Source organism: Advenella sp. FME57, assembly GCF_014897675.1.
GTDB lineage: Bacteria > Pseudomonadota > Gammaproteobacteria > Burkholderiales > Burkholderiaceae_B > Advenella.
This window is the reverse complement of record NZ_JABUXU010000004.1, coordinates 27038-53003: the sequence shown is the minus strand read 5'-3', so window position 1 is coordinate 53003 and position 25966 is coordinate 27038. Positions and strand designations below refer to the sequence as shown.

The window sequence follows — 25966 nt, the reverse complement described above, 5'->3', positions numbered from 1 at the left end:
AGTATCATAACTGGCGCGGCGAAAATATTAAAGTGTGATCACAGTAACCGCTGGTAAAAAGTCAGGGCTGTTGTGCAGATCAGTCGGCTCCGACATGCGGCGGCAGGGCTGCAGCAAGCCTACTTTGCGGTATTGCCAGTCGCGGATCTGGCGGTTTTTGCGGTTACAATGGACTGTCGTCAAAAACGCCCAATCAGAGATTGCAGCAGCCGGTCATATCTGGCGCGGCGCCAGTTGCAATCGTCAGGAGAAACAGTCAAGTGCAGGACATACGCAAGCAAGTGAGTCTGGTCGGCGTGCCGACCGATGTCGGCGCGGGCCATCGTGGCGCCAGCATGGGCCCGGAAGCCATTCGGGTTGCGGGTATCACGCAAACGCTGGAGCACCTGGGTATCGCAGTGCGCGATTGCGGTAATCTGAATGGTCCACCCAATCCCTGGTTGCCACCGCAGGCAGGCTATCGGCATCTGGAACAGGTCATCGCCTGGAACCAGCTGGCTCATGATGCGCTTTATGCAGAGCTTTGCCAGGGGCGGTTCCCCATCATGCTGGGCGGCGACCACTGCCTTGGGGTGGGGTCGATCGCTGCCGTATCGCGCTATTGTCGGGAACAGGGCCGCAAACTACGGGTGCTGTGGCTGGACGCGCACACAGACTTCAACACTGCCGATCTGACACCCAGCGGCAATATCCATGGCATGCCGGTAGCGTGCCTGTTTGGCCACGGGCCGCGCGAACTGGTGCAAATGGCTGGCCAGGTGCCGGCATTGCAGGCCGATATGCTGCGCCAAATCGGGATTCGCAGTGTGGACGAGGGTGAGAAAACATTCATTCATCAGCAGGGCATAGAAGTATTCGACATGCGTTTCATTGACGAGCATGGTATGCGTCATACCATGGAACAGGCTTTGCATGGCCTGGATGAAAACACTCATTTGCATGTGAGCTTCGATGTGGATTTCCTGGATCCGGATATTGCTCCCGGCGTAGGCACCACCGTGCGCGGTGGACCCAATTATCGGGAAGCCCAGCTGTGCATGGAGATGATTGCCGATACCGAATGCATGGCTTCGCTTGATATAGTTGAACTCAATCCGGCGCTGGATGTACGCAACCAGACCGCCGAAGTGGCGCTGGATCTGGTGCGCAGCCTGTTCGGACAAAGCACGCTGGTGCGCCCCAAATATAAAAACGGTTCTGGCAGGAAATAATGCAACAAACGACAACGAGTCAGGAAAAGAACAAGACGGTTCTTGAGCGGTTTCTGCACGCCCTTATTTTTGAAGTGCTGGCCATTGGGCTATCGGCCCCGCTGGCCGCCGTGCTGTCGGGCCATTCCATGACCGACATGGGCGTGGTGACAGTTGTGATCGCCATTATGGCGCTGATCTGGAATATGGTTTACAACGCCATGTTCGATCGCTTTCTGGCGTCAAGCGGAAAAAGCAAGACGCTGGTCATGCGCATCTGGCACAGCATCGGCTTTGAGCTTGGCTTGTTGGTCATGGCTATTCCATTTGTGATGTGGTGGCTGAACATCGGCTTGTGGGAAGCGCTGGTGCTGGATATCGGGCTGATTCTGTTCTATCTGCCCTATGCGTATATCTACAATCTGGTTTACGACACGCTGCGCAGCCGCTACTGGGGGCGTCGCGTGCAGCAATGCTGAACTGATATTTGATTGCTGGTATTGCGGCCCGTTCGTGCCAGCAGCGCCTGGCGACGTACACGACCGATACGATCAGTACACGCTGTGCGACTTCTGTGGCCCTTACAGCCCATCCAGCTCATCCAGCCTATGTAGCCCGATGGCCCGCCGCTGCGCCGGCGGTACAGCGAGGCGTTGTTACTTGTCGTCTCCCGCTGCGCCACCATGCGTTGTCATTTTTTTACCGGTTGTTGCTGCCAGACGGCGCCCGCTTTCAGGGCGCGCTGGTATGCTGGACAGTCTTCATCGTGCGCGCCTGGCAGATAGCCAATACTCATCAGAAAAGAGCCCACGATTTCCCCGCCCGTAAACTTGAATGTCTTGCGAAACAATCGCACCCATTGTTCCTTGCTCATGGGGTGATGCAGGTGCAGCCAGGCCTTGAATGAGCCATGCTCCTGCTGCAGCGATTGCACAACCTGGGCGTTGTGGATGGCCGCGTTTACTTTCAGGCGGTTGCGAATGATGCCCGCATCGGCCAGCAGCCGCTGGCGATCGGCATCATTGTAGGCGGCAACGGTATCAATATCAAAGTTGTCATAGGCCTGCAAAAAGCCGGCTTCTTTGTTCAAAATGGTTGACCATGACAGGCCCGCCTGATTGATTTCCAGAACCAGCCGGCCAAACAGCTCGTTGTCATCTTCCACCGGAAAGCCATAGCGCTCGTCGTGATACTGTTTATGGGTAGAAGCCGTTTCTGGCGGCAATTGGGCAACGAATACGCAGTAGCTCATGATGTTTCCTGATCAGGCAAAAAAGGGCAGTGGCAAACCACAAGGGTCTGCTACCATTCTGCATTATTCTACCTCCTGGACTGACCCGCAGTAACCGGCCATGTTGTCCGGCTTGCGACCCACCGCCATCATGAGCCAATCTGCATCCACTTCGTCCCTTGCGCTTAATCGCTACGAAATTGCCCTCGTGATAATTACGGTCTTCTGGGGTGCTACCTTTCTGATCGTACAGAAAGCGCTGGTGCACAGTGACCCATTTGTGTTTGTGGGCATGCGCTTTGGCTGTGCCGCGCTGGCCATGATGTTGTGTTCCATGCGCATCCTGCGGGGATTAACGAGCCTGGAAGTGCGTGCGGGCATGCTGATCGGCCTGTGTATTTTCCTGGGTTATAGCCTGCAGACCGTAGGCTTGCAGACCATCGCCAGCAGCAAGTCGGCGTTTATCACGGCCTTGTATGTACCGCTGGTCCCGCTGATGCAATGGCTGTTCCTGAAACGACCGCCAACCCTGATGAACTGGATCGGGGCGGCCCTGGCCTTCATCGGGCTGGTGTTGCTGGCTGATCCGCAAAGCATGGAAGGCGGGGCCGGTACGGGTGAGTGGCTGACGGTTTTGAGCGCCATTGCAATCGCGGTAGAAGTGATTTTGATCAGCCGTTTTGCCGGCCAGGTGGATCTGCGACGGGTAACCATCGTGCAACTGGCGACCGCGTCCATATTGGCAGGCCTGACGGGCGTTGCCCGAGGCGAGGGCATGCCCGATCTGGCCTCGCCCGTGCTGGTGATCAGTATTCTGGTGCTGGGCCTGGCCAGCGCGGTGATCCAGATTACGATGAACTGGGCCCAGAACCATATTTCCGCCACGCGCGCAACGGTCATTTATGCGGGCGAACCGGTATGGGCGGGCATCATCGGACGGGTATTTGCCGATGAACGACATTCGGCGCTGGCGCTGTTCGGCGCCGTGTTGATTATCGTCAGTGTGGTGGTGAGCGAGTTGAAGCTGCGGGTGCGGCGCCGGCCGCCGGCAGCGCTGCCCTGATCCTGTCTGGCCGATCCCGCCTGCCGCAACCCCAGGGTCGCTACCTGGGCGAACGGCCCTGGGGTTGCGGCTAATGTTTAAGGACCCTGTTTTTTGAGTCCGTATTTTTTGTTCATGGCCCGTATTTTTTATACGATCCCTGTTTAGTGTTGATTTACTTCTGCGATTCGGCCATGGCCTGTTCCATGATTTTGATGCTGCGCTGATAGGCGGGCCGTTGCGTGATGCGGTCCACGTAGGCCTTGAAGGCAGGGCGCGGTTCAAGTGCACCGAATTGCATATAAAACCGGATGGCCGAACCCACGTACACATCGGCCGCCGTGAACTGTTCGCCGCAGATCCAGGTCGTACTGGACACAGCCTGCTCCAATACGTCGACCGCGCGCTCCAGCGTCCCAAAGCCCAGCATCGCGCTTTTGTCCACCGGAATTGGCATACCCAGGGATTTCATGGTGATCGCTTCCTCCAGCGGTCCGGCCACAAAGAACAGCCAGCGGTAATAGGTGCCACGCAAGGGACTGTCGATCGCGGGGGCCAGGTTTTTCTGCGGGTACTGATCAGCCAGGAATGCGCAGATGGCGGCGCCTTCGGTAACCACATGACCATCATGCACAATGGCGGGCACCTTGCCCATCGGGTTGATGGCCAGGTACTCGGGCGTTTTCATGGCCCCCTGATAGTTCAGATAGACGGTCTCATAGGGTTCGTCCAGCTCTTCAAGCATCCAGTGGATAACGGCGGCGCGGGACTGTGGGTTGGAGTAAAAGGTAATACGGCTGGCTGACATGATCGAATCCTTACAGGAAAAAGGGGTGATAGGGAAAAAGGTTGCGCTTCGCACTTATCATAGTGCGCAGGCGCTTGGCTGTGCAAATCGAATCACTAGCCGGCACTTTGCCGTCCGGTGCGGCCAGGTGGTGCTTATAATGGTATGACAGGGTATGGCAGTCGCCAGTGCGCAGCACAGGTTTTTCATATTTTGAACTGATGAGGTTAAGCAATGAAAACACGGATCGAGAAAGACAGTATGGGGCAGTTGGAGGTTCCGGCCCAGGCGCTTTATGGTGCACAGACTCAGCGCGCCATCAATAACTTCCCGATCAGCGGGCAGCGCCTGCCTGCCACCTTTATCCGTTCCCTGTTGCTGGCCAAGGCGGCTGCGGCCAAAGCCAATGTCAGGCTGAAACAGATTCCACCTGACATGGGGCAGGCAATCGTGACCTCCGTGGATACGCTGCTCGAAGGCGATTTCATGGTGCATTTTCCCATTGATATCTACCAGACCGGATCGGGCACCAGCACCAACATGAATGCCAACGAGGTGCTGGCCACGCTGGCGACCAAACTGTATGGCGAGCCGGTCAGCCCCAATGATCATGTCAACTACGGGCAAAGCAGCAACGATATGATTCCTGGCACCATTCATATCAGCGCAGCAGTGCAACTGCACAAAGAACTGCTGCCGGCGCTGACGCATCTGGCCAAAGTGATTCGCAAGAAAGCGCGCGCGGTCGATCGCTATGTGAAGACAGGCAGGACCCATTTGATGGACGCCATGCCCGTACGGATGAGCCAATCGCTCGAAGGCTGGGCAGTGCAGGTCGAACAGAACATCCAGATGCTCAAGGCGCAGCAGCCGCTGCTGCAAACCCTGGCGCAGGGCGGCACCGCAGTGGGCACGGGGATCAACGCTCATCCAAAATTTGCCGCTGAATTTGCCCGCCAGATCAGTACGCTGACAGGGGTGCGCTTTACCCCTGCCGAAAACTTTTTTGCCCACATCAGCTCCCAGGATATTGCCGTGGCGCTGTCAGGACAGCTCAAGACCACGGCGGTGACGTTCATGAAAATTGCCAATGATCTGCGCTGGATGAATTCCGGCCCGTTGGCCGGTCTGGGTGAAATCGAATTGGAAGCGCTGCAGCCGGGCTCGTCGATCATGCCGGGCAAGGTCAACCCGGTTATCCCCGAGGCCACTGCCATGGTCGCGGCACAGGTTATCGGCAACGATGCGGCCATTACGGTGGGCGGGCAGGCAGGCAATTTTGAATTGAACGTTATGCTGCCCATGATTGCCCACAACCTGCTGGGCAGCATTCAATTGCTGGCCAATGTGTCCCGCCTGCTGGCGGACAAATCCATTGCCACCTTCAAGGTCAATGAAGCCAGGCTGCAGGAGGCACTGGACAAGAATCCGATTCTGGTCACTGCGCTCAATCCGGTAGTCGGGTACCTGAAGGCGGCAGACATTGCCAAACAGGCATACAAGGAAAAGCGGCCGGTGATCGACGTGGCTGACGAAAACACCGATCTGGGCCAGGCGCAATTGCGCAAGCTGCTGGACCCGAAAAAACTGACCGAGGGCGGACTGTAACCACCGTGATGAACATGCCAGGTGAATATGCAGTCTGAAATATCAATGGAACAGCTCGAATTTTTCGACATTCCCAGCCCCTGCCGGGGGATATGCGAAGTCAACAGCCGCGGCCTGTGCCGTGGCTGTCTGCGCAACCGGGAAGAGCGGTTTCAATGGCAGACCTTTTCCGATACCCGCAAGCGTGAAGTATTGCGCCTGTGTACCCAGCGCAGGCACAAGCTGATCCTGGAAACACTGACTGCACGAGCGCAAGCGGCCGCCGGTCATGCTGCAGACAGCCAGACCGATATTGAAGAGGATGAACCGCGCCTGCCAGGCACCTGAGGCACGTCCCAAGCCAGCCTTGCTACAGGTAGGGGGCTGCGACGAGGCTACAAGGGTGTGGCGCAACGCCTTTATTTTTCCTGCCAGCCCCGTTGCGCCACACCCTTGCTGTCGTTATGCGGTCGTATTGTCGGTCTTTGCTGCGGCATCATTGCCCGGGAACTGCGCCATATCCATCCACATGATTTCCCAGATGTGCCCATCCAGGTCGTTGACGCTGCGGCCGTACATGAAGCCGTAATCCTGGGGCTCGCGCACTTCGGTCGCGCCCAGCGCCAGGGCACGGTTGGTCAGTTCGTCCACCTGCTCTCTGGAATCGCGACTGATGCATAGCAGCACTTCGCTGCTTTTGTGGGCGTCGGCAATCGGTTTGGGGGTGAAGTCGGAAAATCGCTTCTGTTGAAGAAACATCACACTTGCCATTGGACTGATTGGCATGCACACCGCATTTTCATCGCTGAACATGGGGTTGAACGTAAAGCCCAGGCCCGAGAAAAATGTTTTGGTCGCTTCAATCGAGGTGACCGGCAAATTGACGAAAAGCAGGGTTGGGTTGTCGGTATTCATTATGAACTCCAGTAGGATTATTGGGGTGATTTGCTGCCAAAGTAATTCAGATACCAGATCTTGCCGAACCTGTCGGTGAGCGCCGCGAACAAGTCTGCCCATGGCGTCGGCCCGGGCGCCACGGCAATGGTGCCGCCGCCGGCGAGAATCTCTACGCAACGGCGCAGGCTGTCTTCACTGTCAAGGCTGACGCCAAAGCCGTAATCGTTACCCGGACGATAGCCTTCGGGACCGCTCATGTCGGTCCCCTGAATCATAAAGTCCTGGTTGACCAGATGTCCATGCATGATTGCCTGGGGGTGAGGCAACGCGGCCGCGCAATCGGACCCGGAAGGCATGGGCGGGCTGTCGGCCACGGTCTGGAACTTGAGTTCACCACCGAAGCAGGCGTGGTACAGCGTCAGCGCCTGACGACATTGACCATCGAAATTCAGATACGGTGATAGCGTGACGCGCATGGGTGCCTCCGGTAGGCTGTCATTGACATAGTTGACACTATAGTGGCGCGGCATGCATGCTGAAAAGTGCAGATAACGGCAATTGCACGGGTTGATTGCGACATCATTCTGCCGTATAGTGAGCGCGTATCCGGTCGTGTTCGCTACCGGAAATCCGCAAGCGGAGTGTGCCATGAAGCAGATTGTTTTTCTTGTCCCCCAAGGCGTCAATCTTGCCGGTCTGGAACAGGCCCGGCTGGGGCTTGCCGAAGCCTGCAGCTATCGTAAGCAGCAAAACCTGCCCATGCCCTTCGAGGTATCGCTCGCAGGCGCGCAAAGCGATATACGGGCCGGTAACGGGCATTACACGATCCATCCGGACCATTTGTTGCCGGATATCCCGCAAGCGGATCTGTACATTGTGCCGCCAACTACACCATCTCCAGCAGCGCTAAGCGAAAACGCCGCCCTGATCGGCTGGATCGCCGCCAAATTTGCGCAAGGTGCGCCGGTGGCCAGCCTGTGTATGGGCAGCTCCCTGTTGGCGGCGGCTGGTATTCTGGATGGGCTGCGGGCGGTTACGCACTGGCAGGCGCTGGAAGCCATGCAACAAGTATTTCCCAGGGTGCGCTGGAATGCCGAGAAAACCATGGATTTTGATGGGGGCATCTTTACCAGCGGCGGCGCCATTTCGGCCAGCCGCCTGATCCTGCACCTGATCGAAATGCATTCGGATCGGGCCACCGCCATCTATTGCGCCAAGGTGTTCCAGCTCGATTATGAACGCCATTCGCAGTTGCCCTTTTCCATTTTCAATGGCTGGAAAGCGCATGGCGACTCAAGCATCACCCCGGTGCAGTCCTTTCTGGAACGGCATTATTCCGAAAAAATTACAGTCGAACAGTTGTGCGATTCTTTCGCCATGGGGCGACGCACCCTGGAGCGGCGTTTTCGCAAGGCCACCGGGCAATCGGTATTGGAATATCAGCAGCGCATTCGGGTGGAAGCGGCCAAGCGGCAGCTTGAAATGACCAGCAGTACGATTTCAGATGTGATGTACGGGGTGGGCTACAACGACGCCAAGGCCTTTCGCGATACCTTTCGCAAATATAGCGGCTTATCGCCGCTGGCCTACCGCGAACGGTATCAGTAGCACGCGGGCCAGACCTGATAGCTGCCACTCGGACAGCCTGCAGCGCAGTCCCCGCGCCGCTAGCGTCCATCCAGATCGCCTTCTTTGGTATTGACTTGGTATCGCCAGCTTTGACGTCGCCCGCTCCGACGGTCTCATGCCCAACCTGGCGACCGTTACCTGTCGCCCCCGACAGCGCGGGGCAAATGCCCTGACAAGCTTAATAAATGGCGCCAACGCGTGGCAGCTTGCCGATTGCTTCGATGGCATGCATGCCCGATTGCACCTGGTTCTCCGATAGTGACTTGCCGTATTGAGCCAGCCCACGAACCTTTTCGCGAATTTCCTCGCGTGACAGGGTATTGCCCGGATCGCCCTTGGGCTCATCGACCCGGCCCTGCAGCGTACGACCGTCCTGGGTCACGACCGACACCTTGCCAATCCAGCGCTGCGGATAGGCCGTATCGACTTCTTCGTCCAGCTCCATGGTGACCCGGTCACGGAAATCCGCGACGGCCTGGTCATTGAGTGCAGCGTCAAACTCGGGCATGCCGGCACGCTGACGCAGGGCGATCAGCGCCAGCACCGTGCCCATGGAAAACTTGGACTGGTGCACGGTTTCGGGACGGGTTACCGCACCCAGGACGTCGATGGCGCCCTGATGCACATGCGTAATCACACGGCTGATATCGGCGGCGGCCAGTCCATGGTCCTGCATGACCCGCGCCAGGGCATCGGCGGCAGGATGCGTATGACGGCATGATGCGTGGTACTTGAACGAGGTTTCGGTCAGGGCCCAGCGCGAGCCCAGTCGGTCGGTCAGGCGGGCCGGATCAGCGTCGCTGGACATGCCTGCGCCCATGCCCTGAGCGCCTTCGAGAATCTGTTTGGCGCCGGTAAATCCATCGCGTGCCAGCCAGGCTGCCGTCAGGCCGTTGGCTGCCGCTTTGGCCGTATGCAACTGCTTGGAATCGGCCGCGGTACGCAAAAACTCCCACAAGCCGGCGGCCTGGGTTCCGGCCGAGCCGATGGCATCGAGCATTTGCGCAGGCGACAATCCCATCAATCGGCCGGCGGCCACGGCGGCCGCAATGGTGCCTGCCGTGCCCGTAGTATGAAAGATGCGGTAGTGCGAGCGGCCCAGAAACTCGCCCACACGGATACCGACCTCGTAGCCGGCCACGCAGGCGGTCAGCAGATCCCGGCCGGAAGCGCCCGTTTCCTGGGCCACGGCCAGCGCCGCAGGAAACACCACGGCGGCCGGATGAAATACCGAGCCGTTATGCACATCATCCTGTTCCACCATATGCGCCGCTGCGCCGTTGATCAGCGCTGCAAACAGCGGCGAGGTAGTCTGCGTGGAGCCGATGATTTGCGCACTGCCCTGGGCCGGGCCCATGGCCCGCGCAAAATCGCGGATCGACTTGACCGGTCGAGCCGGATAGCCTGCAAGCATGGAACCAAAGGTATCGAGTAGAAAATCTTCACAGCGGGCAATGACCGCTGCAGGGATCATCTCAAAGTTGAGCGTGGCGGAAAATTCGGCGAGGGTGGCGCTGGGCGTTTGCGTCATAACAGGCTTCCTGGACAAAAAAACGGGTAATAATGGGCCGGATCAGAACGAACGGGGCAGGCCCAGAACGTGCTCGGCAACGTAGGAATAAATCAGATTGGTTGAAATAGGCGCAACCTGGTACAGCCGGGTTTCACGGAATTTGCGCTCTACATCGTATTCATTGGCAAAGCCGAAGCCGCCATGGAACTGTAAACATGCATTGGCCGCTTCCCACGAGGCTTCCGAAGCCAGCAGCTTGGCCATGTTGGCCTGTGTGCCGCAAGCCTGCTTGGCATCAAAACGGCGCGCCGCTTCATAGCGCATCAGGCTGGCGGCCTCGATATTGATGAAGGCCTTGGCGATAGGAAACTGTACACCCTGGTTCTGCCCGATCGGGCGGCCAAACACCTTGCGTTCCTTGACGTAGGCACTCACCTTGTCGATGAACCAGTAACCGTCGCCGATACATTCGGCCGCAATCAGCGTACGCTCGGCGTTCAGGCCGTCCAATATATATTTGAACCCCTTGCCTTCTTCGCCGATCAGGTTTTCTTCGGGCAACTCGAGATTGTCGAAAAACAGCTCGTTGGTTTCATGGTTCACCATATTGGGAATGGGCTGCAGGGTCATGCCGCCCTTGAGCGCGGCATGGATGTCGACCAGGAAAATGGACATGCCCTCGGACTTGCGGGTGACCTGGTCCAGCGGGGTGGTGCGCGCCAGCAGAATCATGAGATCGGAATGCTGGACACGGGAAATCCATACTTTCTGGCCATTGATCACGTAACGACCGTCTTTTTTGACGGCAGTGGTTTTGATTTTGGTGGTGTCGGTGCCGGTCGTCGGTTCGGTCACGGCCATGGACTGTAAACGCAGCTGGCCGGTGGCGATCTTGGGCAGGTAACGTGTTTTCTGCTCGTCCGACCCATGGCGCAATAGCGTGCCCATGTTATACATCTGGCCATGGCAGGCTCCGGAATTACCCCCACAGCGGTTGATCTCCTCCATGATAACGCTCGCTTCAGTTAGACTGAGGCCCGAACCACCATATTCCTGGGGAATCAGGGCGGCCAGCCAGCCCGCCTCGGTCAGGGCATTGACAAAGGTCTCGGGGTAGGCGCGTTTCTCGTCAATATCACGAAAATACTCAGCAGGAAATTGGGAGCACAAATCACGAATGGCATCGCGAATGTCCTGGTAGGCGTCAGCTTGATGTTGCATGATGGAAGTCTCGGAAATATTAACAGGAACAGCCTGTACTTTGCCAGATTGCACCGGTTCTGAATATTGATGTTTGCTTAACAAAGACTTTAGCGTTTATTAAGGAGCACCGCAGATGGCGATGCATTTTGACCTCACGGACATGCAACTGATGGTGCATATTAGCGAAGTGAACAGCCTGACCAAGGGCGCCGAGCGCTCGCACCTGTCGCTGCCGGCGGCCAGCAACCGGGTGAAAAACCTGGAAAACAACCTGGGCACGGCGTTGCTGTACCGTAACAGCCAGGGCGTCACGCTCACCCCATCGGGAGAGGCCTTTGTGCGCCATGCCCATATTGTGCTGCGCCAGCTGGAGCATTTGCGCGGTGATATTCGCGAATTTGCCGAAGGGATCAAGGGCAAGGTGCGGGTGTATGCCAATACCACCGCCATGAATGAATTTATGCCCGACATCCTGAGCCGCTATCTTGCCCTGCACCCGGATGTCAGCGTCGAACTGCGCGAACGTTTGAGTTATCGCATCGTCAAGCTGGTCAGCGAAGGATTGGCCGATATCGGTGTGGTGGCCGGCATTGACGAAGACCAGGTCGCCTCTGACGATGGCGTGCGTTTCATTCCCTACCGTTCCGACAACCTGGTGCTGGTCACCTCGCAGAACCATCGGCTGGCGGCATATGATGAACTGGCATTTGCAGAAACGCTGTCCTACGAATTTGTCGGCCTGTCCGAGTGGAGCGCGATTCATGCGTTTCTGAAGCAGGCCGCCGAGACGTTGGGCAGCCCCTTGCGCTTTCGCGTCGAAGTGGGCGGCTTCGAAGCGGCCTGCCGGATGATCGCGGCCAACGCCGGCATTGGCGTGATCCCCGAAACAGCGGCTTTGCGCTACGTGGCCAACATGCCGCTGAAGATTATCCATTTGAGCGACAGCTGGGCATTGCGCCGTCTCTATGTTTGCGTGCGCCGACTGGAAGATTTGCCGTCTTTTGCGCAGGAGCTGGTCGCGCTGATGCAGGCCGATGCGGGCATGTCGGGCGAGGGCGGTTGCGCCGAAGACGAACGGCGTTTGCGCAATCTCAAGCGCGGCAAGCGCTGACTCGGGTCCCAAGCGGCCACGGATGGGTACGAGCGGTCATGACGGGCGGCGCGCCTCTCTCTTGTCCGACCTGCCCGGGCACATCCCGTCAAACGCCCGGGGAATGCCCAAGCACTGCCGGATATCGGCCGCCATAGGATCAGGTAAAGTCCCCCTTTCAGGATTAATAATTCCCTGCTGTGGTCCTAGGGGTTATGCTCATGGCTGTCAGGTTTTGGCAGGCAGCGCGTTTCAGCGCCGACAGGCACGCCGGTTTTTCATGAACGACCAGCTCAGGTGCAGGTCAGACTCCGCAGCCAGTTCATTGGCGGGGCGCACAGGTGATATTGCAATTATGTTTGCATGAGGGGTGTTTGCGCGAGCGTGTTTGCATGAAGGGTACAGCAGGCTCACCCGATCCGCGGCAACCGCCGCGTTACCAGGGTGCTGGCCAAGCTGCGCCGCTTTCAGGTGCGCCCACGACACGCCCGGCCCGTTGCCGAAGCGTTTATTATTTTATTATTGTCAGGAAACAGTGGAATGACTCAGGATGCTCAGCAGTCCAACCTCTCCGACTGGATTGGTCGCCAGGAAGTGGCGCAGGATTTTATCAATCCTTCTCATGTAAGAAAAATAGCGGCCTCGCTGGAGACGAGCGCACCGGCTGCCGGGCAAGCGCTGCCACCCTTGTGGCAATGGGCGCTGTTCATTGAGCCGGCGCCGCAGGACCAGCTTGGCCAGGATGGTCACCCCAGGCGCGGGGGCTTTCTGCCGCCTGCCGATGATCGCAACCGCATGTGGGCCGGCGGTCGCCTGCAGTTTCACCAGCCTTTGCTGGTCGGGCGCGACGGCGAACGCATCTCGACCATCTCTGCCATCCGCGAAAAGCAGGGCAGTACCGGCAAACTGCTTTTTGTGACCGTGACGCATGAATATAAACAGGATGGGCAACTGTGCATCCACGAGGAACAGGACATCGTTTATCGCGAACCTGCTGCGCCCAAACTGGGTGGCACCGAAGCGGCCCAGGCCGGCGCGTGGTCCGAGCCCATCACGCCGACCAGCACGCTGCTGTTTCGTTATTCTGCGGTGACCTTCAATGGCCATCGCATTCATTATGATCATCCCTATGTAACGCAGACCGAAGGCTATCCTGGCCTGGTGGTGCATGGCCCGATGATTGCAACCCGTCTGTTGCAGGCGTTTTGTCAGGCCAATCCCGATAAAACCGTGACCGGCTTTTCCTTTCGTGGTCATCGTCCACTGATCGCCCCGGCTGAATTTCGTGCACAGGGCGTGATCACCGAAGCAGGCCGCGCACGCGTATGGGCCGAGCAGGAGGGCACCGTGGCCCAGACAGCAGAGGTAACTTTCAAATGAAAACAGAACAATCAACCGGCATTCGCCCGCTTGACGGCATCACTGTCCTGAGCCTGGAACATGCCATTGCCGCGCCCTTTTGCACCCGGCAACTGGCCGATCTGGGGGCCCGCGTCATCAAGGTGGAGCGACCCGGCGTGGGCGATTTTGCCCGCAATTATGATGAACGCGTCAACGGCATGGCATCTCATTTCGTATGGACCAATCGCTCCAAGCAAAGCCTTACCCTGGATCTGAAAAGCCAGCAGGCCAAAGAAGTGCTGGCCCGCCTGCTGCCCCAGGTGGATGTGCTGGTGCAGAATCTGGCACCCGGCGCGGCGGCGCGTCTTGGGCTCTCGTTCGATGCCCTGCACGAACAGTATCCGGGCCTGGTGGTGTGTGACATTTCGGGCTATGGCGCCGGCGGCCCTTATGAGCATAAAAAAGCCTATGACTTGTTGATCCAGAGCGAGAGTGGCTTTGTGTCCGTAACCGGCAGCGCCAATGAACCGGCCAAGGCCGGCTGCTCCATTGCCGATATTGCAGCCGGCATGTATGCGTATACCCATATTCTGTCGGCGCTGCTGCAGCGCGGCAAGACCGGCAAAGGCAGCCATATTGACCTGACCATGCTCGAAAGTATGGTCGAGTGGATGGGTTTTCCGCTGTATTACACCTATGACGGCGCCCCGCCACCGGTCCGGGCAGGCGCTGCCCACGCCGCCATTTATCCCTACGGGCCGTTTCTGGCCGGCAACGGCAAAACCATCATGCTGGGATTGCAGAATGAGCGCGAATGGAAAATGTTCTGTGAACAGGTGCTGGAAAAACCCGAGCTGGCCACAGACTCTCGTTTCGCATCCAACACGATGCGCACGACCAATCGCGATGCCTTGCGTGATCTGATTATCCAGTCCTTTGCTGCCTATGACGACGAGCAAATTATCGAGCGTCTGGAAAAAGCAGGCATCGCCAACGCCCGTGTCAACGACATGAAGGCGGTATGGGAACATCCGCAACTGAAGGCGCGCAATCGCTGGACGCAAATGGACAGCCCGGTGGGAACACTGCCTACCTTTTTGCCGCCGGGCGTGAACAACAGCTATGACTTTCGCATTGATGCGGTCCCCGCGCTTGGCGAGCATTCGGCCGCGATCCTGGATGAACTGGGCTATGATGAGGACACGGTCGGTCAGTGGCAATCTGCCGGTATTATCTGACGGCCAGTAAATATACACAGGCGGGGCCAGACGAGCGCTGCCACCCGTAATAAACAAGGAGTTTGCCAGTCATGAAAATGCGATCCGCGCTGTTTGTCCCTGCCACCCGGGTTGACAGAATTCCCAAGGCGCTGGCCAGCGGCGCCGATATTGTCATCGTCGATCTGGAAGATGCGGTGGAACAGGATGCCAAGCAAAGCGCACGCGATGCGCTGCGCGAATTTGCCACCGCCAATCCCGAACAGCAGTTTCTGTTACGTGTCAATGATGCGCGCAGCCGCTGGTTCAACGATGATATTGCCCTTTGCGCGAAGCTGGCGAATATCACAGGCGTGATGCTGCCGAAGGCTGAAAGCGAGTCACAGATCAAGGCCGCAGGGATGGCCAAAAAGCCGGTCTACCCGATCATTGAAAGCGCTATGGGCATCATGCGGATGCCCGAACTGTGCCAGGCGCCGGGTGTGGCGCGACTGTCTTTTGGCGCACTGGATCTGGCGCTGGACCTGAACATGGATCGCGACTCGCAAGGGGCGCAGCAACTGCTGGCGGCGGTGCGTCCACAACTGGTGATCCAAAGCCGGGCAGCGGGCATTGATGCGCCACTGGATGGCGTTTTTCCGGATATTTCAGATACCGACGGGCTCAGGCAATCGGTTGCGCTGGCCAAAGGCATGGGGTTTGCGGGGGCGCTCTGCATTCATCCTGCCCAGTTGGCGGTGATCCATGACGTCTTTGAACCCACGGCGCAGGAAAAGGACTGGGCCCAGCGCGTGCTGGATGAGCATCAGCAAAGCGGGCGGGCTGCCTTTAAGCTGGATGGCCAGATGGTGGATATGCCGGTTATAGAGAAGGCCCGGCGGATTCTTCAACCTCATCTTTAGGCAGGCGGATAATAAAAGTAGACCCATGGCCTGGTGCCGACTGTACGCGAATATCCCCATGATGGCGCGTGACTACGGTTTTGACAAAAACCAGGCCAAGGCCCAGGCCCCCGGGGTCTTGTTCACGGGCCGCGCCTACACGGGTAAATAGCGTGAACAGGTGTTGCTGATCCTGCTCACTGATGCCGCAGCCCTCATCGCGGATGCTGACTTCCCAGAAGTCGCCTGCCGAGGTCAGGCTGCATGTGACCGTTGTGTTGTCCGCACTGTATTTGAAGGCGTTGTCCAGCAAATTGCCCAGGCAGCGCATCAGCAATGACTGGTCCCCCTTGATAAAGGCGCACAGCGGCGTGATGTTGCTCACAATGGGAATATTTCGGGTCCGGCTATCGACCCAGAGTTCATTGATTGCGTCCTGCAGCAGATCACTCAGATTAAGCGGTACAAATTCGATGTCGGCTTTTTCAGCCCGCGTAAATTGTACAAAGTCTTCCACCAGGCCGATGGTTCTTTCCGAAAGATGACTGACGCGTTGCAATAGCTCGTTGGTGGGCAGGGCGCGCGCCGCATCTGCCTGCAAGTCGATCAGTGCAAGAATGGAGTTCTGTGGCGCCCGCATATCATGGGAGATGAATCGCAAGGTGTCATCACGCTTGCGTTCGGCCTGACGCAGCGCACTGATATCAATCAGGTTCAGGATGTATCCCGAGCGGCGACGGCCGGCGGTATAGGTGGGCATGGATTTGAGCAGCAGGTCATTGCCGGCGCGATCACGCACTTCGAATCCTTCCTCGGCATGGATCCATGCTGCAGCACTATTGCCTGTTTCCGGTGTCTGTCCCGACAGGGTGCGCTCAGGGTGCTCGATCGCTGCCGCCAGTTCACGGCATGTCGGTGCATCGGGAATAATGGCATTGAGCAAAGTCTGCACCGGCAGCCCTTCGGTCAGCGCCAGATCGCCCAGGCTGGCCATGTACCGTTTGGCACTGCTGGTCCACAGGGTAAGCTGATGGTTGGCGTCAAAGACAAGGGCCGGGTCCGGAATGGCATTGAAGCTGTCACTGATGAACTGGCGTAGCGAACGCACCCGGTTCAGCGCAAAGCGCAACTCCATGATCCGTTCATTTAACGACAAGTGAAATTTCTGAGGCGTATCGGCCAGTGCCATCTCTGCCCGCAGCAAGGGGTACTCGCGATTGAGTTCGCTCATTTCCCAACTCATCTGGTTCAGGGCCATTTCCTGCGTGCGCCAGCTCCATACGGGGTAGGTCAGCGCAATCCCGCTCATGGCCGCGACAGGAGTTATCCAGTAGTTGCCCAGCGCCAGCATCAGCAGGGAACCGGCCAGCACCAGCAACAGCGCCACCAGCGTGGCAAGCAGGACACGACGCGGCGACAGTTGCCTGATCGCAATCAGCAGCAATAGCACCGGCACCAGGGAAATCAGGGTGTGCGCCATTTTCCCGGGCTCGGTAATCCAGTTACCTTCACGCGTCGATTGCAACACGTTGGCCAGGATCTCGACCCCCGACATATTGTCTATGGCACCTGTGGAGTCCGGCGTCGGAAAACGGTCGCCCATCCCCGTTCCCCATGCGCCGATCAAAACATATTTGTTGTCGAAATAGCTGGCCGGAATTCGACCAAACAGCACGTCGCTGTACGACATCATGGGGAAGGTGAGCGGCGCGCCTACATAGGGGATCAGATAGGGTTGCTCCTTGCTGCGCGCGGTGAGCGAGGCGGAGGTTGCTGTATCGCCCCCAACGGCCAGCATCGATAGGGCAAAGTGCTGTTGCGTGCTGTCCTGGGGCGCGGTCAGACGGATACGGCGCACCATGCCATCGGAATCAGGCACAATATTGATAAAGCCCAGCGCGCGGGCTGCCTGAGCAAGTTTGGCAATGGGGTTGACCGGCAACTGCTGTCCGGGACCGGTCAGAAAATTGGCCAGCACCACCTTGCCGTTGCGTTCGATGGCCTGCGCCAGCTTTTGATCGACCAGAGGGTCATGCGGATCGGCGTCGGTAAAAAGAATATCGAATCCGACGGCGCGCGCATTGCGCAGCGATGTCAGCAGGTTGGCGTGAACACTCCGCTCCCACGGCCAGAAACCGATTTGCGCCAGGCTCTTGTCGTCGATCACGACAATGGCAATATCCGGGTCCGGCTGCCGCTCTTGCGTGTAGCTAACGGCCACATCGTACAGGGCAAAACTGAAACGCGACAGCATCGAAAACTGGCTGCATAGCGCGGTCACGGTCAGGATCAGCGCCGTAACCAGAATCCATTCACGATGAAAGCGTCGGCCAAGCGAACCCCGCATTGCGCCTGCTGCCGGTTAAAACGTGGAATGCAGCAGGTAGCTGCCGTTGCCGATGCCGACGGGCGATCCTTGTCCGTCATTGATCGTATTCATGGTTTGCTCGATTTGCAGTACTGCGTGGCCGCCGGCTAGCATCTGCTGGTCAATGGAGCGCACCAGCACGTAAACAGTACCGTTGCGTACCGCCGGCAGTGTGGCCGTGGTCCCGGTAATGCGCTGGCTCCAGAGCACGTCATAGCCCTCGCTGTCTTCGGCCAGGACGAGCTCATAGGCAACGGCGCCCGGAACCGGATCGAAACGAAGCTGACGGTTGTGTGATTGCGCGTCCATCGGATGCAACACCGGGGGCGCCAGCAATGCGTGCGTTCCCGACGGCTTTCCGGCACCATCCGTTACCGCGCCCTGGTTGCTGCCAAGCCTGGTGAGCGAGACCCCATCGGCCGGCGAGAAATCTGCCTGTCCCTTGATGATGGCGCTGTAAGCGCCCTGGCCCTGGCGGGTTCCTGCACGCAGGATGGTGCCGCGAACTCCGGTAACACTCACTGGGGTGCGGATTTCAAAGCGCCCCACGCCTTCGCCGCCGGGGTTGACATGACTCTGGACTTCCCCGCGGTCGATGGTGAAGATGGCGTCGATATACCCGGTGCCCGAAAAGCGCTGCAGCCGTTTGGCGGTGACTGTGCTGTTGACGGGAACCAGTACCTTGCTGTTATCCGGCAGGGTCAGGGTAACGTTGCTGTTAGGGCCCGTGGTAACGACCGCGCCCTCGCTGATCTGACCGCCGGTTTGCGCAATCGGCGAGCCGTTAAGAAACGCCTGTCCGCGCAAGTGCGAAATGGTCGCGCTGGCAGGGACTTCGTCAATCAGGGAAAATGGAATTTTCAGTTCGAAGCCGACAGGAATCTTGTATTGATCAGCTATGCCGTTGATTTCGCGGATGGTTTTCCAGTTTTCCCGATTCTGGGTAAAACGCTGCGACAGCGTCAGCAAAATATCGCCGGGAACAAACCGGTAGGTGAAAAAGTCGCCGCGCGCACCGGCCGCCTGACCGAAAGCGGCGCCGCTGACCAGCGACCCGCCAACAAGGAAGGCCAGCAGGTAGATCAGGATTGCTCTGGATACTCTCATGTCAGGTCGGAGATGCGGGTCTGTTTGGGCTGGGCCGGGGTGTCCGAGGCTGCGGGTTCAGTTACCGCTTCCAGGCGGTAGCCCAGTGCGTACGATGAGACGATGCGCAGGCCGTTCTCCGGGCGAATCTGCAGCTTTTGCCTGACGTTGGACAAATGGGTGTCCAGGGTGCGGGAGGTTGCCGGAATTTCGCGATTCCAGATGGATGCGCTGAGCGCATCACGGGAGAACAGCCGCCCCATATTGCGGAAAAACAGAACCGCCAGGTCAAATTCCTTGGGCGCCAGTGCAATTGCTTCGTTGTGCAGGCGCACCGAGCGCATTTGCGTGTCGATGTGGTAGGGGCCCACTTCGATCACCGTATTGTCGACATCGGCCGGATTGGCGCGCCGCAGCAGCGACAGTATGCGCACGCGCAAGGCCTGGGTTGTATAGGGTTTGGCGATGTAATCGTCGGCGCCGGCCTCGATGGCTTCGACCAGGTCTTCTTCACTGGTCCGGCTGGTCAGGAACAGCACCGGCAGGGAATAGCCGATGTTGCTGCGCACCCAGGCCAGCACATCCTTACCGGTAATTTCGGGCAATTCCCAATCGAGAATGAGCAGATTGAACATTTCGGGATCCCGCAGGGCAGACATGAGTTCCTTGCCTGAGCTGTAATGCGTGCAGCCATACCCCATTTTTTCTACTGCCTGCACCATTTGCGCCGCCTGGGCGAGATCATCTTCTAGTATGGCAATCTTCATGTGATTTTTTTTCCTAGTATGGCGAGGCGCAGGATCGCTGACCCCCAGCACATGGCCCCGCACAGCGGGAATTTAGTGGGCAATTATAGCAAAACCGTTGTTTTTTATGGACTATTTCGCCAAAGAGCGTAAATGCCGAACCATTTTTCGACCTTTTGCCTGTTGCTAGCTGCGCAATTCTCCTGGGTTGCAACGTACTGTTTTCTTGACGTTTTATGGGGATTGTGTTAATGTGACGGGCTACCTAGTGGTAATAGCGCTGGGTAATAGCAGTAAGACTTGTTGCTCTTTGGTTGTTTTAAGGTCTCTGTTATATGGTCGTTTCGCCGACAGGCGCTTTGTGAAAGGCGCCTTTTGACGCTTTCAGTTGCATGTCCGTCAGTTGCAATATTCGTGTGCACGCGGCTTGTGAACTTATAGCTTTGCAGGCGAAATGATGCTGGTTCCAAGTTGGTGTAGCAGCCTGGCGCAAACATGCGCTGAGCGCAAGGCGCATCAATCAGGAAGCGGAACATGTAACGTGACTGGCCCCGGTAGTTTGTGGCAAAGCAATATTCTATTGAACGTTTCACGCAAACTTCTCTGGAGCTTTCCCTTCACAATCGGGCGCGAAGACATCTTCGGGAGCACAATTTTAAGAGCAGTATCCTGGTTAGAATGTCGTGCCAAAGCAACATGCAGGCGGGCAACACAGCAACGTGCATAAAAGCAACAGTCGTGTTGGTCATCTGCAATGCACAAAGCCTGTACAGGTTTTTTCAGCAAGAGAGAAACCTGGCCGAACAGTCCCGACACGCTCCGGTCATATGCCGGCGCTACCATCGCGACTTTGCTGTCCATTCTTTCCCGGGCGTACATTAACGTCAGTACGTAAAACAGACGCAAATATAAATCGGTACAGGTTTCCTGTACATGAAATAGGATAGAAGGTCATGCCAACCATTAGCCAGCTCGTGCGTAAACCGCGCGTAAGCAGCCATGAGAGCAGCAAAAGTCCTGCACTTGAAAACTGCCCTCAGCGTCGTGGCGTATGCACTCGCGTGTATACCACCACACCTAAAAAACCTAACTCTGCGATGCGTAAAGTTGCCAAAGTGCGCTTGACCAACGGTTTCGAAGTTATTTCGTATATCGGTGGTGAAGGTCACAACCTGCAGGAACACTCCGTGGTTCTTGTTCGTGGCGGTCGTGTAAAAGATCTCCCAGGTGTGCGCTATCACATCGTGCGCGGTTCACTTGACCTGCAAGGCGTCAAGGACCGTAAACAGTCGCGTTCCAAATACGGTGCGAAACGTCCGAAGAAAGCGTAATTCGCTTTTCAACGGTTTCACCCGGTTTGGTGCTCACGCACAAAAAATGCTTCCTTCCCACCGGTTGGTAAGCGTGCAGCCGCAGCTGCGAGAAAAAATATCTGCGGTACGTAAGGGGCTGACCTCTCATATAGGCAGCCACGGCCACGCAAGTGGTTCAACTGAAACAGACACTCTAAGGAAGTACAATGCCACGTCGTCGCGAAGTCCCAAAACGCGAGATCCTGCCTGATCCAAAATTCGGCAGTGTTGATCTTGCAAAATTCATGAACGTTGTCATGCTGGCAGGCAAAAAAGCCGTCGCAGAACGTATCATCTATGGCGCGCTTGATCATGTTCAGGCCAAAACAGGTAAAGAACCTATTGAAGTGTTCAACCTGGCAATCAACAACATCAAACCCATCGTCGAGGTTAAAAGCCGTCGCGTGGGTGGTGCCAACTATCAGGTACCCGTCGAAGTCCGTCCCGTTCGTCGCCTCGCACTGGCAATGCGCTGGTTGCGTGAAGCCGCGAAAAAACGCGGTGAAAAATCAATGGACCTTCGTCTTGCCGGGGAGCTGATGGATGCGGCCGAAGGCCGCGGCTCTGCAATGAAAAAGCGTGAAGACACACACAAAATGGCAGAGGCCAACAAAGCCTTCTCCCATTTCCGCTGGTAATTTAAGGACACAACCATGGCCCGCAAAACCCCGCTCGAACGATACCGCAACATCGGTATTTCTGCCCACATTGACGCTGGTAAAACGACAACTACAGAGCGTATTCTGTTTTATACCGGTGTGAGCCATAAAATCGGTGAAGTGCACGATGGTGCAGCAACGATGGACTGGATGGAGCAGGAACAGGAACGCGGTATTACCATTACTTCAGCCGCGACCACCGCTTTCTGGCGGGGCATGGCGGGTAACTATCCGGAACACCGCATCAATATTATCGATACACCGGGACACGTTGACTTCACGATTGAAGTTGAACGTTCCATGCGTGTGCTCGATGGCGCCTGCATGGTCTACTGTGCAGTAGGCGGCGTTCAGCCCCAATCCGAAACAGTATGGCGTCAGGCCAACAAGTACAAAGTGCCGCGTCTGGCCTTCGTGAACAAAATGGACCGCACCGGTGCAAATTTCTTCAAGGTTTTTGACCAGTTGAAAACGCGCCTGCGCGCCCATCCTGTACCTATCGTCATTCCTATCGGTGCTGAAGACAGCTTCAAAGGCGTGGTCGATCTGATCAAGATGAAAGCCATCATCTGGGACGAGGCCAGCCAGGGTACCAAGTTTGAATACCTGGATATTCCTGCCGAACTGGTGGACTCTGCCAATGAATGGCGTGAAAAACTGGTTGAAACTGCTGCCGAAGCTTCCGAAGAACTCATGGAAAAATACCTTGAGAGCGGCGAGCTGAGCGAAGAGGAAATCACCCAGGCGATTCGTATCCGCACCATTGCATGTGAAATTCAACCCATGCTTTGCGGCACCGCGTTCAAAAACAAGGGCGTGCAGCGCATGCTGGATGCAGTGATCGACTTTCTGCCGTCACCGGCCGATATTCCTCCTGTTACCGGCGAAGACGATGAGGGTAACCCCATTAGCCGCAAGGCCGATGACAAGGAAAAATTCTCTGCGCTGGCATTCAAGCTGATGACCGATCCTTTCGTTGGTCAGCTGACTTTCGTGCGTGTTTATTCGGGCGTTCTGGCCTCTGGCGATACAGTCTACAACCCGATCAAGGGTAAAAAAGAGCGTATCGGCCGGATTCTGCAGATGCATGCAAACAACCGCGCAGAAATCAAGGAAGTGCTGGCAGGCGACATCGCCGCTGTGGTCGGCCTCAAAGACGTGACAACAGGTGAAACCCTGTGTGACGTGGATTCGCATATCATGCTCGAGCGCATGGTATTTCCTGAGCCGGTGATTTCACAGGCAGTCGAGCCAAAAACCAAGGCTGACCAGGAAAGAATGGGTATGGCCCTGTCTCGTCTGGCCGCAGAGGATCCGTCCTTCCGCGTGCGCAGTGACGAAGAATCAGGCCAGACCATCATTTCCGGTATGGGCGAGCTGCACCTGGAAATTCTGGTAGACCGCATGAAGCGCGAGTTCAACGTGGAAGCCAACGTGGGTAAACCACAAGTGGCCTACCGTGAAACCATCCGCAAGGTATGTGAAGAAGTTGAAGGCAAATTCGTTAAACAGTCCGGTGGTCGTGGTCAGTATGGTCACGTTGTACTGAAACTGGAACCGCTGCCTCCTGGTGGCGCCGGATACGAATTCGTCGACGCGATCAAGGGCGGTGTGGTTCCTCGTGAATACATTCCTGCTGTTGACAAAGGTATTCAGGAAACTCTGTCTGCCGGTGTCGTTGCCGGATATCCGGTTGTTGATGTCAAGGTAACCCTGTTCTTCGGTTCTTACCATGACGTTGACTCGAACGAAAATGCCTTCCGCATGGCCGCATCCATGGCCTTCAAGGAAGGGATGCGCAAGGCCCAGGCGATTCTGCTGGAGCCGATGATGGCTGTAGAAGTGGAAACACCTGAAGATTACGCCGGTACAGTGATGGGCGACCTGTCCTCACGCCGTGGTATGGTTCAGGGTATGGACGATATGGTTGGTGGCGGTAAAGTGATTAAAGCCGAAGTGCCACTGGCGGAAATGTTTGGTTATGCAACCAATCTGCGTTCTCTGACACAGGGTCGTGCAACGTACACGATGGAATTCAAGCAATACGCTGAAGCTCCGAAGAACGTTGCCGAAGAAGTCATCAGCGCCCGCAGCAAATAAACACAACAGGTGTTGCGCCTGCTCTCTCCCAAAATTCAGACAGGCGCAACGTTTTCATATTCAGATAGATTAAGTATTGGATAGATATTATGGCAAAAGGTAAGTTTGAACGTACCAAACCACACGTAAACGTAGGTACGATTGGTCACGTTGACCATGGCAAAACAACGCTGACAGCGGCGATTACAACGGTATTGTCTCTGCACTTTGGCGGCGAAGCCAAAGGTTACGACCAGATTGACGCGGCGCCTGAAGAAAAAGCGCGTGGTATCACGATCAACACGTCTCACGTTGAGTACGAAACCGAAGCCCGTCACTACGCACACGTAGACTGCCCAGGCCACGCCGACTATGTTAAAAACATGATTACGGGTGCAGCGCAGATGGACGGCGCGATCCTGGTGTGTTCGGCCGCTGACGGCCCGATGCCTCAGACGCGTGAGCACATTCTGCTGTCACGTCAGGTTGGCGTGCCTTACATCGTTGTGTTCCTGAACAAAGCGGACATGGTTGACGATGAAGAGTTGCTGGAACTGGTCGAAATGGAAGTGCGCGAGCTGCTGTCCAAATACGACTTCCCAGGCGACGACACACCGGTCATCAAGGGTTCAGCCAAACTGGCGCTGGAAGGCGACGAAGGTCCGCTGGGCAAGCAAGCTATTATGGCGCTGGCCAATGCACTGGATACGTATATTCCTACACCAGAGCGTGCGATTGACGGCACATTCCTGATGCCAGTAGAAGACGTATTCTCAATCTCCGGTCGTGGTACTGTGGTTACAGGCCGTATCGAGCGCGGTATCGTCAAAGTAGGCGAAGAGATTGAAATCGTGGGTATCAAAGACACGGTCAAAACTACTTGCACGGGCGTGGAAATGTTCCGCAAGCTGCTGGACGAAGGTCGTGCGGGCGATAACGTAGGTATTTTGCTGCGTGGCACCAAGCGTGAAGACGTCGAGCGCGGTCAGGTTCTGGCCAAGCCCGGTTCAATCAAACCGCACACCGGCTTTGCAGCCGAGGTGTATATTCTGTCTAAAGACGAAGGTGGTCGTCACACACCATTCTTCCAGGGCTATCGTCCTCAGTTTTACTTCCGTACAACGGACGTAACCGGTACGATCAAGCTGCCAGAAGACAAAGAAATGGTTCTGCCTGGCGATAACGTCTCAATGGACGTAGAGCTGATTGCACCGATCGCCATGGAAGAAGGTCTGCGCTTCGCGATTCGCGAAGGTGGCCGTACCGTCGGCGCCGGCGTGGTTGCCAAAATTACGAAGTAATATTTACAGATGCATCCGGCAGTCTTCGGGCTGTCGGGCGTCTTTGTCGCTACCCTGATCAGGTAGTTCGTTCTTTATAATTGTTCTTTAGGAATTCCCATGAAAAACCAGAAAATCCGTATTCGCCTTAAAGCATTTGACTACAAGCTTATCGACCAGTCAGCTGCTGAAATCGTGGATACAGCAAAGCGCACCGGTGCTGTTGTCCGTGGCCCAGTTCCACTGCCAACGCGCATCAAACGCTACGACGTACTGCGTTCACCTCACGTGAATAAAACATCACGTGACCAGTTCGAAATCCGTACGCACCAACGTCTGATGGACATTGTTGATCCAACAGATAAAACCGTTGACGCGCTGATGCGCCTGGATTTGCCTGCTGGTGTTGATGTAGAAATCGCACTGCAATAAGACATATGGTTGTTCATTGGCCGGTCTGATCTGCCGCTCTGGCGATGGCTCGCTGGCCATAAAAAATACCGTGCCCAGGCACGGTATTTTCTTTTCAGGGCAACGATGAACGGCTCACAAACCGTGCAGCACGGCCAGCAAAGGGCACAAAGGTGTACCGGGTTCCGTTGCGCGCAACTGGCGGCTCGCCGCAGATGGGCGACAACGAACGACCCTGAGACAATCCTGCGGCCAGCGCGATTGTGGCAGAATAGCGCAATAGGCAATCTGTCTCTGCAAACGGCACTTTGCAATAAGCAGTCCACGAGAGGTAAACCGCAATCGGCATTACACAAGCCGTATTAAGCAAGCCGCAT

General features: G+C 56.7%; 24 protein-coding genes. 15 read left to right on the top strand and 9 right to left on the bottom strand.

From position 1 onward, the window contains the following. The first annotated feature begins 260 nt into the window (after positions 1-260). Both rocF and INT32_RS06220 read left to right on the top strand, forming a co-directional pair. Positions 261-1211, top strand: coding sequence for an arginase (gene rocF, locus INT32_RS06225; RefSeq protein WP_193087874.1), 951 nt, complete (start codon positions 261-263; stop codon positions 1209-1211). Beyond that, positions 1211-1669, top strand: coding sequence for a PACE efflux transporter (locus tag INT32_RS06220; protein WP_193087873.1), 459 nt, complete (start codon positions 1211-1213; stop codon positions 1667-1669). The genes rocF and INT32_RS06220 overlap by 1 nt, the downstream gene beginning before the upstream one ends. Positions 1670-1881: 212 nt before the next feature. Here INT32_RS06220 and INT32_RS06215 read toward each other — a convergent pair whose 3' ends face one another. Continuing rightward, on the bottom strand, positions 1882-2442 hold the full coding sequence (locus INT32_RS06215) for a DNA-3-methyladenine glycosylase I (RefSeq protein WP_193087872.1): 561 nt from the start codon (positions 2440-2442) through the stop codon (positions 1882-1884). Positions 2443-2542: 100 nt separating this feature from the next. On the opposite strand from INT32_RS06215, the gene INT32_RS06210 reads away from it, so the two are divergent. Further along, positions 2543-3484 (top strand): DMT family transporter, encoded by a 942-nt coding sequence (locus tag INT32_RS06210; protein ID WP_226816609.1) that lies wholly within the window; start codon positions 2543-2545, stop codon positions 3482-3484. Positions 3485-3638: 154 nt separating this feature from the next. Here INT32_RS06210 and INT32_RS06205 read toward each other — a convergent pair whose 3' ends face one another. Continuing rightward, complete coding sequence (locus INT32_RS06205; RefSeq protein WP_193087871.1) at positions 3639-4271, bottom strand: glutathione S-transferase family protein; 633 nt, start codon at positions 4269-4271, stop codon at positions 3639-3641. A 213-nt stretch (positions 4272-4484) separates the two neighbouring features. Between INT32_RS06205 and INT32_RS06200 the strand changes: the two genes are divergently transcribed. Continuing rightward, positions 4485-5858, top strand: a complete 1374-nt coding sequence (locus tag INT32_RS06200; protein WP_193087870.1) for a lyase family protein — start codon at positions 4485-4487, stop codon at positions 5856-5858. Between the two features lie 45 nt (positions 5859-5903). Beyond that, a complete protein-coding gene (locus tag INT32_RS06195) occupies positions 5904-6185 on the top strand; it encodes a DUF1289 domain-containing protein (RefSeq protein WP_193087869.1) in 282 nt (93 codons plus the stop codon). Positions 6186-6299: 114 nt separating this feature from the next. Here INT32_RS06195 and INT32_RS06190 read toward each other — a convergent pair whose 3' ends face one another. Together INT32_RS06190 and INT32_RS06185 are read right to left on the bottom strand one after the other, a co-directional pair. After that, entirely contained in the window at positions 6300-6752 is a 453-nt protein-coding gene (locus INT32_RS06190) for a VOC family protein (RefSeq protein WP_193087868.1), read from the bottom strand. Positions 6753-6769: 17 nt separating this feature from the next. After that, the gene (locus INT32_RS06185; protein ID WP_193087867.1) at positions 6770-7210 is read right to left on the bottom strand and encodes a VOC family protein; all 441 of its coding nucleotides are present in this window, start codon (positions 7208-7210) and stop codon (positions 6770-6772) included. Between the two features lie 172 nt (positions 7211-7382). Between INT32_RS06185 and INT32_RS06180 the strand changes: the two genes are divergently transcribed. Further along, complete coding sequence (locus INT32_RS06180) at positions 7383-8342, top strand: GlxA family transcriptional regulator (protein ID WP_128393284.1); 960 nt, start codon at positions 7383-7385, stop codon at positions 8340-8342. A 199-nt stretch (positions 8343-8541) separates the two neighbouring features. Here INT32_RS06180 and INT32_RS06175 read toward each other — a convergent pair whose 3' ends face one another. Then, positions 8542-9894 (bottom strand): MmgE/PrpD family protein, encoded by a 1353-nt coding sequence (locus INT32_RS06175; RefSeq protein WP_193087866.1) that lies wholly within the window; start codon positions 9892-9894, stop codon positions 8542-8544. A 42-nt stretch (positions 9895-9936) separates the two neighbouring features. Beyond that, complete coding sequence (locus tag INT32_RS06170) at positions 9937-11097, bottom strand: acyl-CoA dehydrogenase family protein (RefSeq protein ID WP_193087865.1); 1161 nt, start codon at positions 11095-11097, stop codon at positions 9937-9939. A 115-nt stretch (positions 11098-11212) separates the two neighbouring features. On the opposite strand from INT32_RS06170, the gene INT32_RS06165 reads away from it, so the two are divergent. From INT32_RS06165 to INT32_RS06150, 4 genes are all read left to right on the top strand, one after another. After that, a complete protein-coding gene (locus INT32_RS06165) occupies positions 11213-12190 on the top strand; it encodes a LysR substrate-binding domain-containing protein (protein WP_193087864.1) in 978 nt (325 codons plus the stop codon). A 519-nt stretch (positions 12191-12709) separates the two neighbouring features. After that, on the top strand, positions 12710-13549 hold the full coding sequence (locus tag INT32_RS06160) for a MaoC family dehydratase N-terminal domain-containing protein (protein ID WP_193087863.1): 840 nt from the start codon (positions 12710-12712) through the stop codon (positions 13547-13549). Next, positions 13546-14748, top strand: a complete 1203-nt coding sequence (locus INT32_RS06155; protein WP_193087862.1) for a CaiB/BaiF CoA-transferase family protein — start codon at positions 13546-13548, stop codon at positions 14746-14748. Before INT32_RS06160 ends, INT32_RS06155 begins: the two co-directional genes overlap by 4 nt. A gap of 71 nt (positions 14749-14819) precedes the next feature. Beyond that, positions 14820-15629, top strand: coding sequence for a CoA ester lyase (locus INT32_RS06150; RefSeq protein WP_193087861.1), 810 nt, complete (start codon positions 14820-14822; stop codon positions 15627-15629). Here the strand turns inward: INT32_RS06150 and INT32_RS06145 are convergent. Genes INT32_RS06145 through INT32_RS06135 form a run of 3 tightly spaced genes read right to left on the bottom strand, consistent with a single transcriptional unit; the run spans position 15589 to position 19829 of the window. Beyond that, positions 15589-17955 (bottom strand): CHASE2 domain-containing protein, encoded by a 2367-nt coding sequence (locus INT32_RS06145; RefSeq protein WP_193087860.1) that lies wholly within the window; start codon positions 17953-17955, stop codon positions 15589-15591. The genes INT32_RS06150 and INT32_RS06145 overlap by 41 nt on opposite strands. Before the next feature lie 15 nt (positions 17956-17970). Beyond that, positions 17971-19083: a FecR domain-containing protein gene (locus INT32_RS06140; RefSeq protein WP_193087859.1), complete on the bottom strand. Its 1113-nt coding sequence runs from the start codon at positions 19081-19083 to the stop codon at positions 17971-17973. After that, the gene (locus INT32_RS06135; protein ID WP_193087858.1) at positions 19080-19829 is read right to left on the bottom strand and encodes a response regulator transcription factor; all 750 of its coding nucleotides are present in this window, start codon (positions 19827-19829) and stop codon (positions 19080-19082) included. Before INT32_RS06135 ends, INT32_RS06140 begins: the two co-directional genes overlap by 4 nt. 932 nt (positions 19830-20761) lie before the next feature. Between INT32_RS06135 and rpsL the strand changes: the two genes are divergently transcribed. From rpsL to rpsJ, 5 genes are all read left to right on the top strand, one after another. Continuing rightward, positions 20762-21139, top strand: coding sequence for a 30S ribosomal protein S12 (gene rpsL, locus INT32_RS06130; protein WP_014752599.1), 378 nt, complete (start codon positions 20762-20764; stop codon positions 21137-21139). A gap of 188 nt (positions 21140-21327) precedes the next feature. Continuing rightward, positions 21328-21798 (top strand): 30S ribosomal protein S7, encoded by a 471-nt coding sequence (gene rpsG, locus INT32_RS06125; RefSeq protein ID WP_193087857.1) that lies wholly within the window; start codon positions 21328-21330, stop codon positions 21796-21798. A 15-nt stretch (positions 21799-21813) separates the two neighbouring features. Further along, the gene (gene fusA, locus INT32_RS06120) at positions 21814-23919 is read left to right on the top strand and encodes an elongation factor G (protein ID WP_193087856.1); all 2106 of its coding nucleotides are present in this window, start codon (positions 21814-21816) and stop codon (positions 23917-23919) included. 89 nt (positions 23920-24008) lie between these two features. Beyond that, positions 24009-25199, top strand: coding sequence for an elongation factor Tu (tuf, locus tag INT32_RS06115; protein ID WP_193087855.1), 1191 nt, complete (start codon positions 24009-24011; stop codon positions 25197-25199). 99 nt (positions 25200-25298) lie between these two features. Next, positions 25299-25610 (top strand): 30S ribosomal protein S10, encoded by a 312-nt coding sequence (gene rpsJ / locus INT32_RS06110; protein WP_014752595.1) that lies wholly within the window; start codon positions 25299-25301, stop codon positions 25608-25610. The last annotated feature ends 356 nt before the right edge of the window (positions 25611-25966 follow it).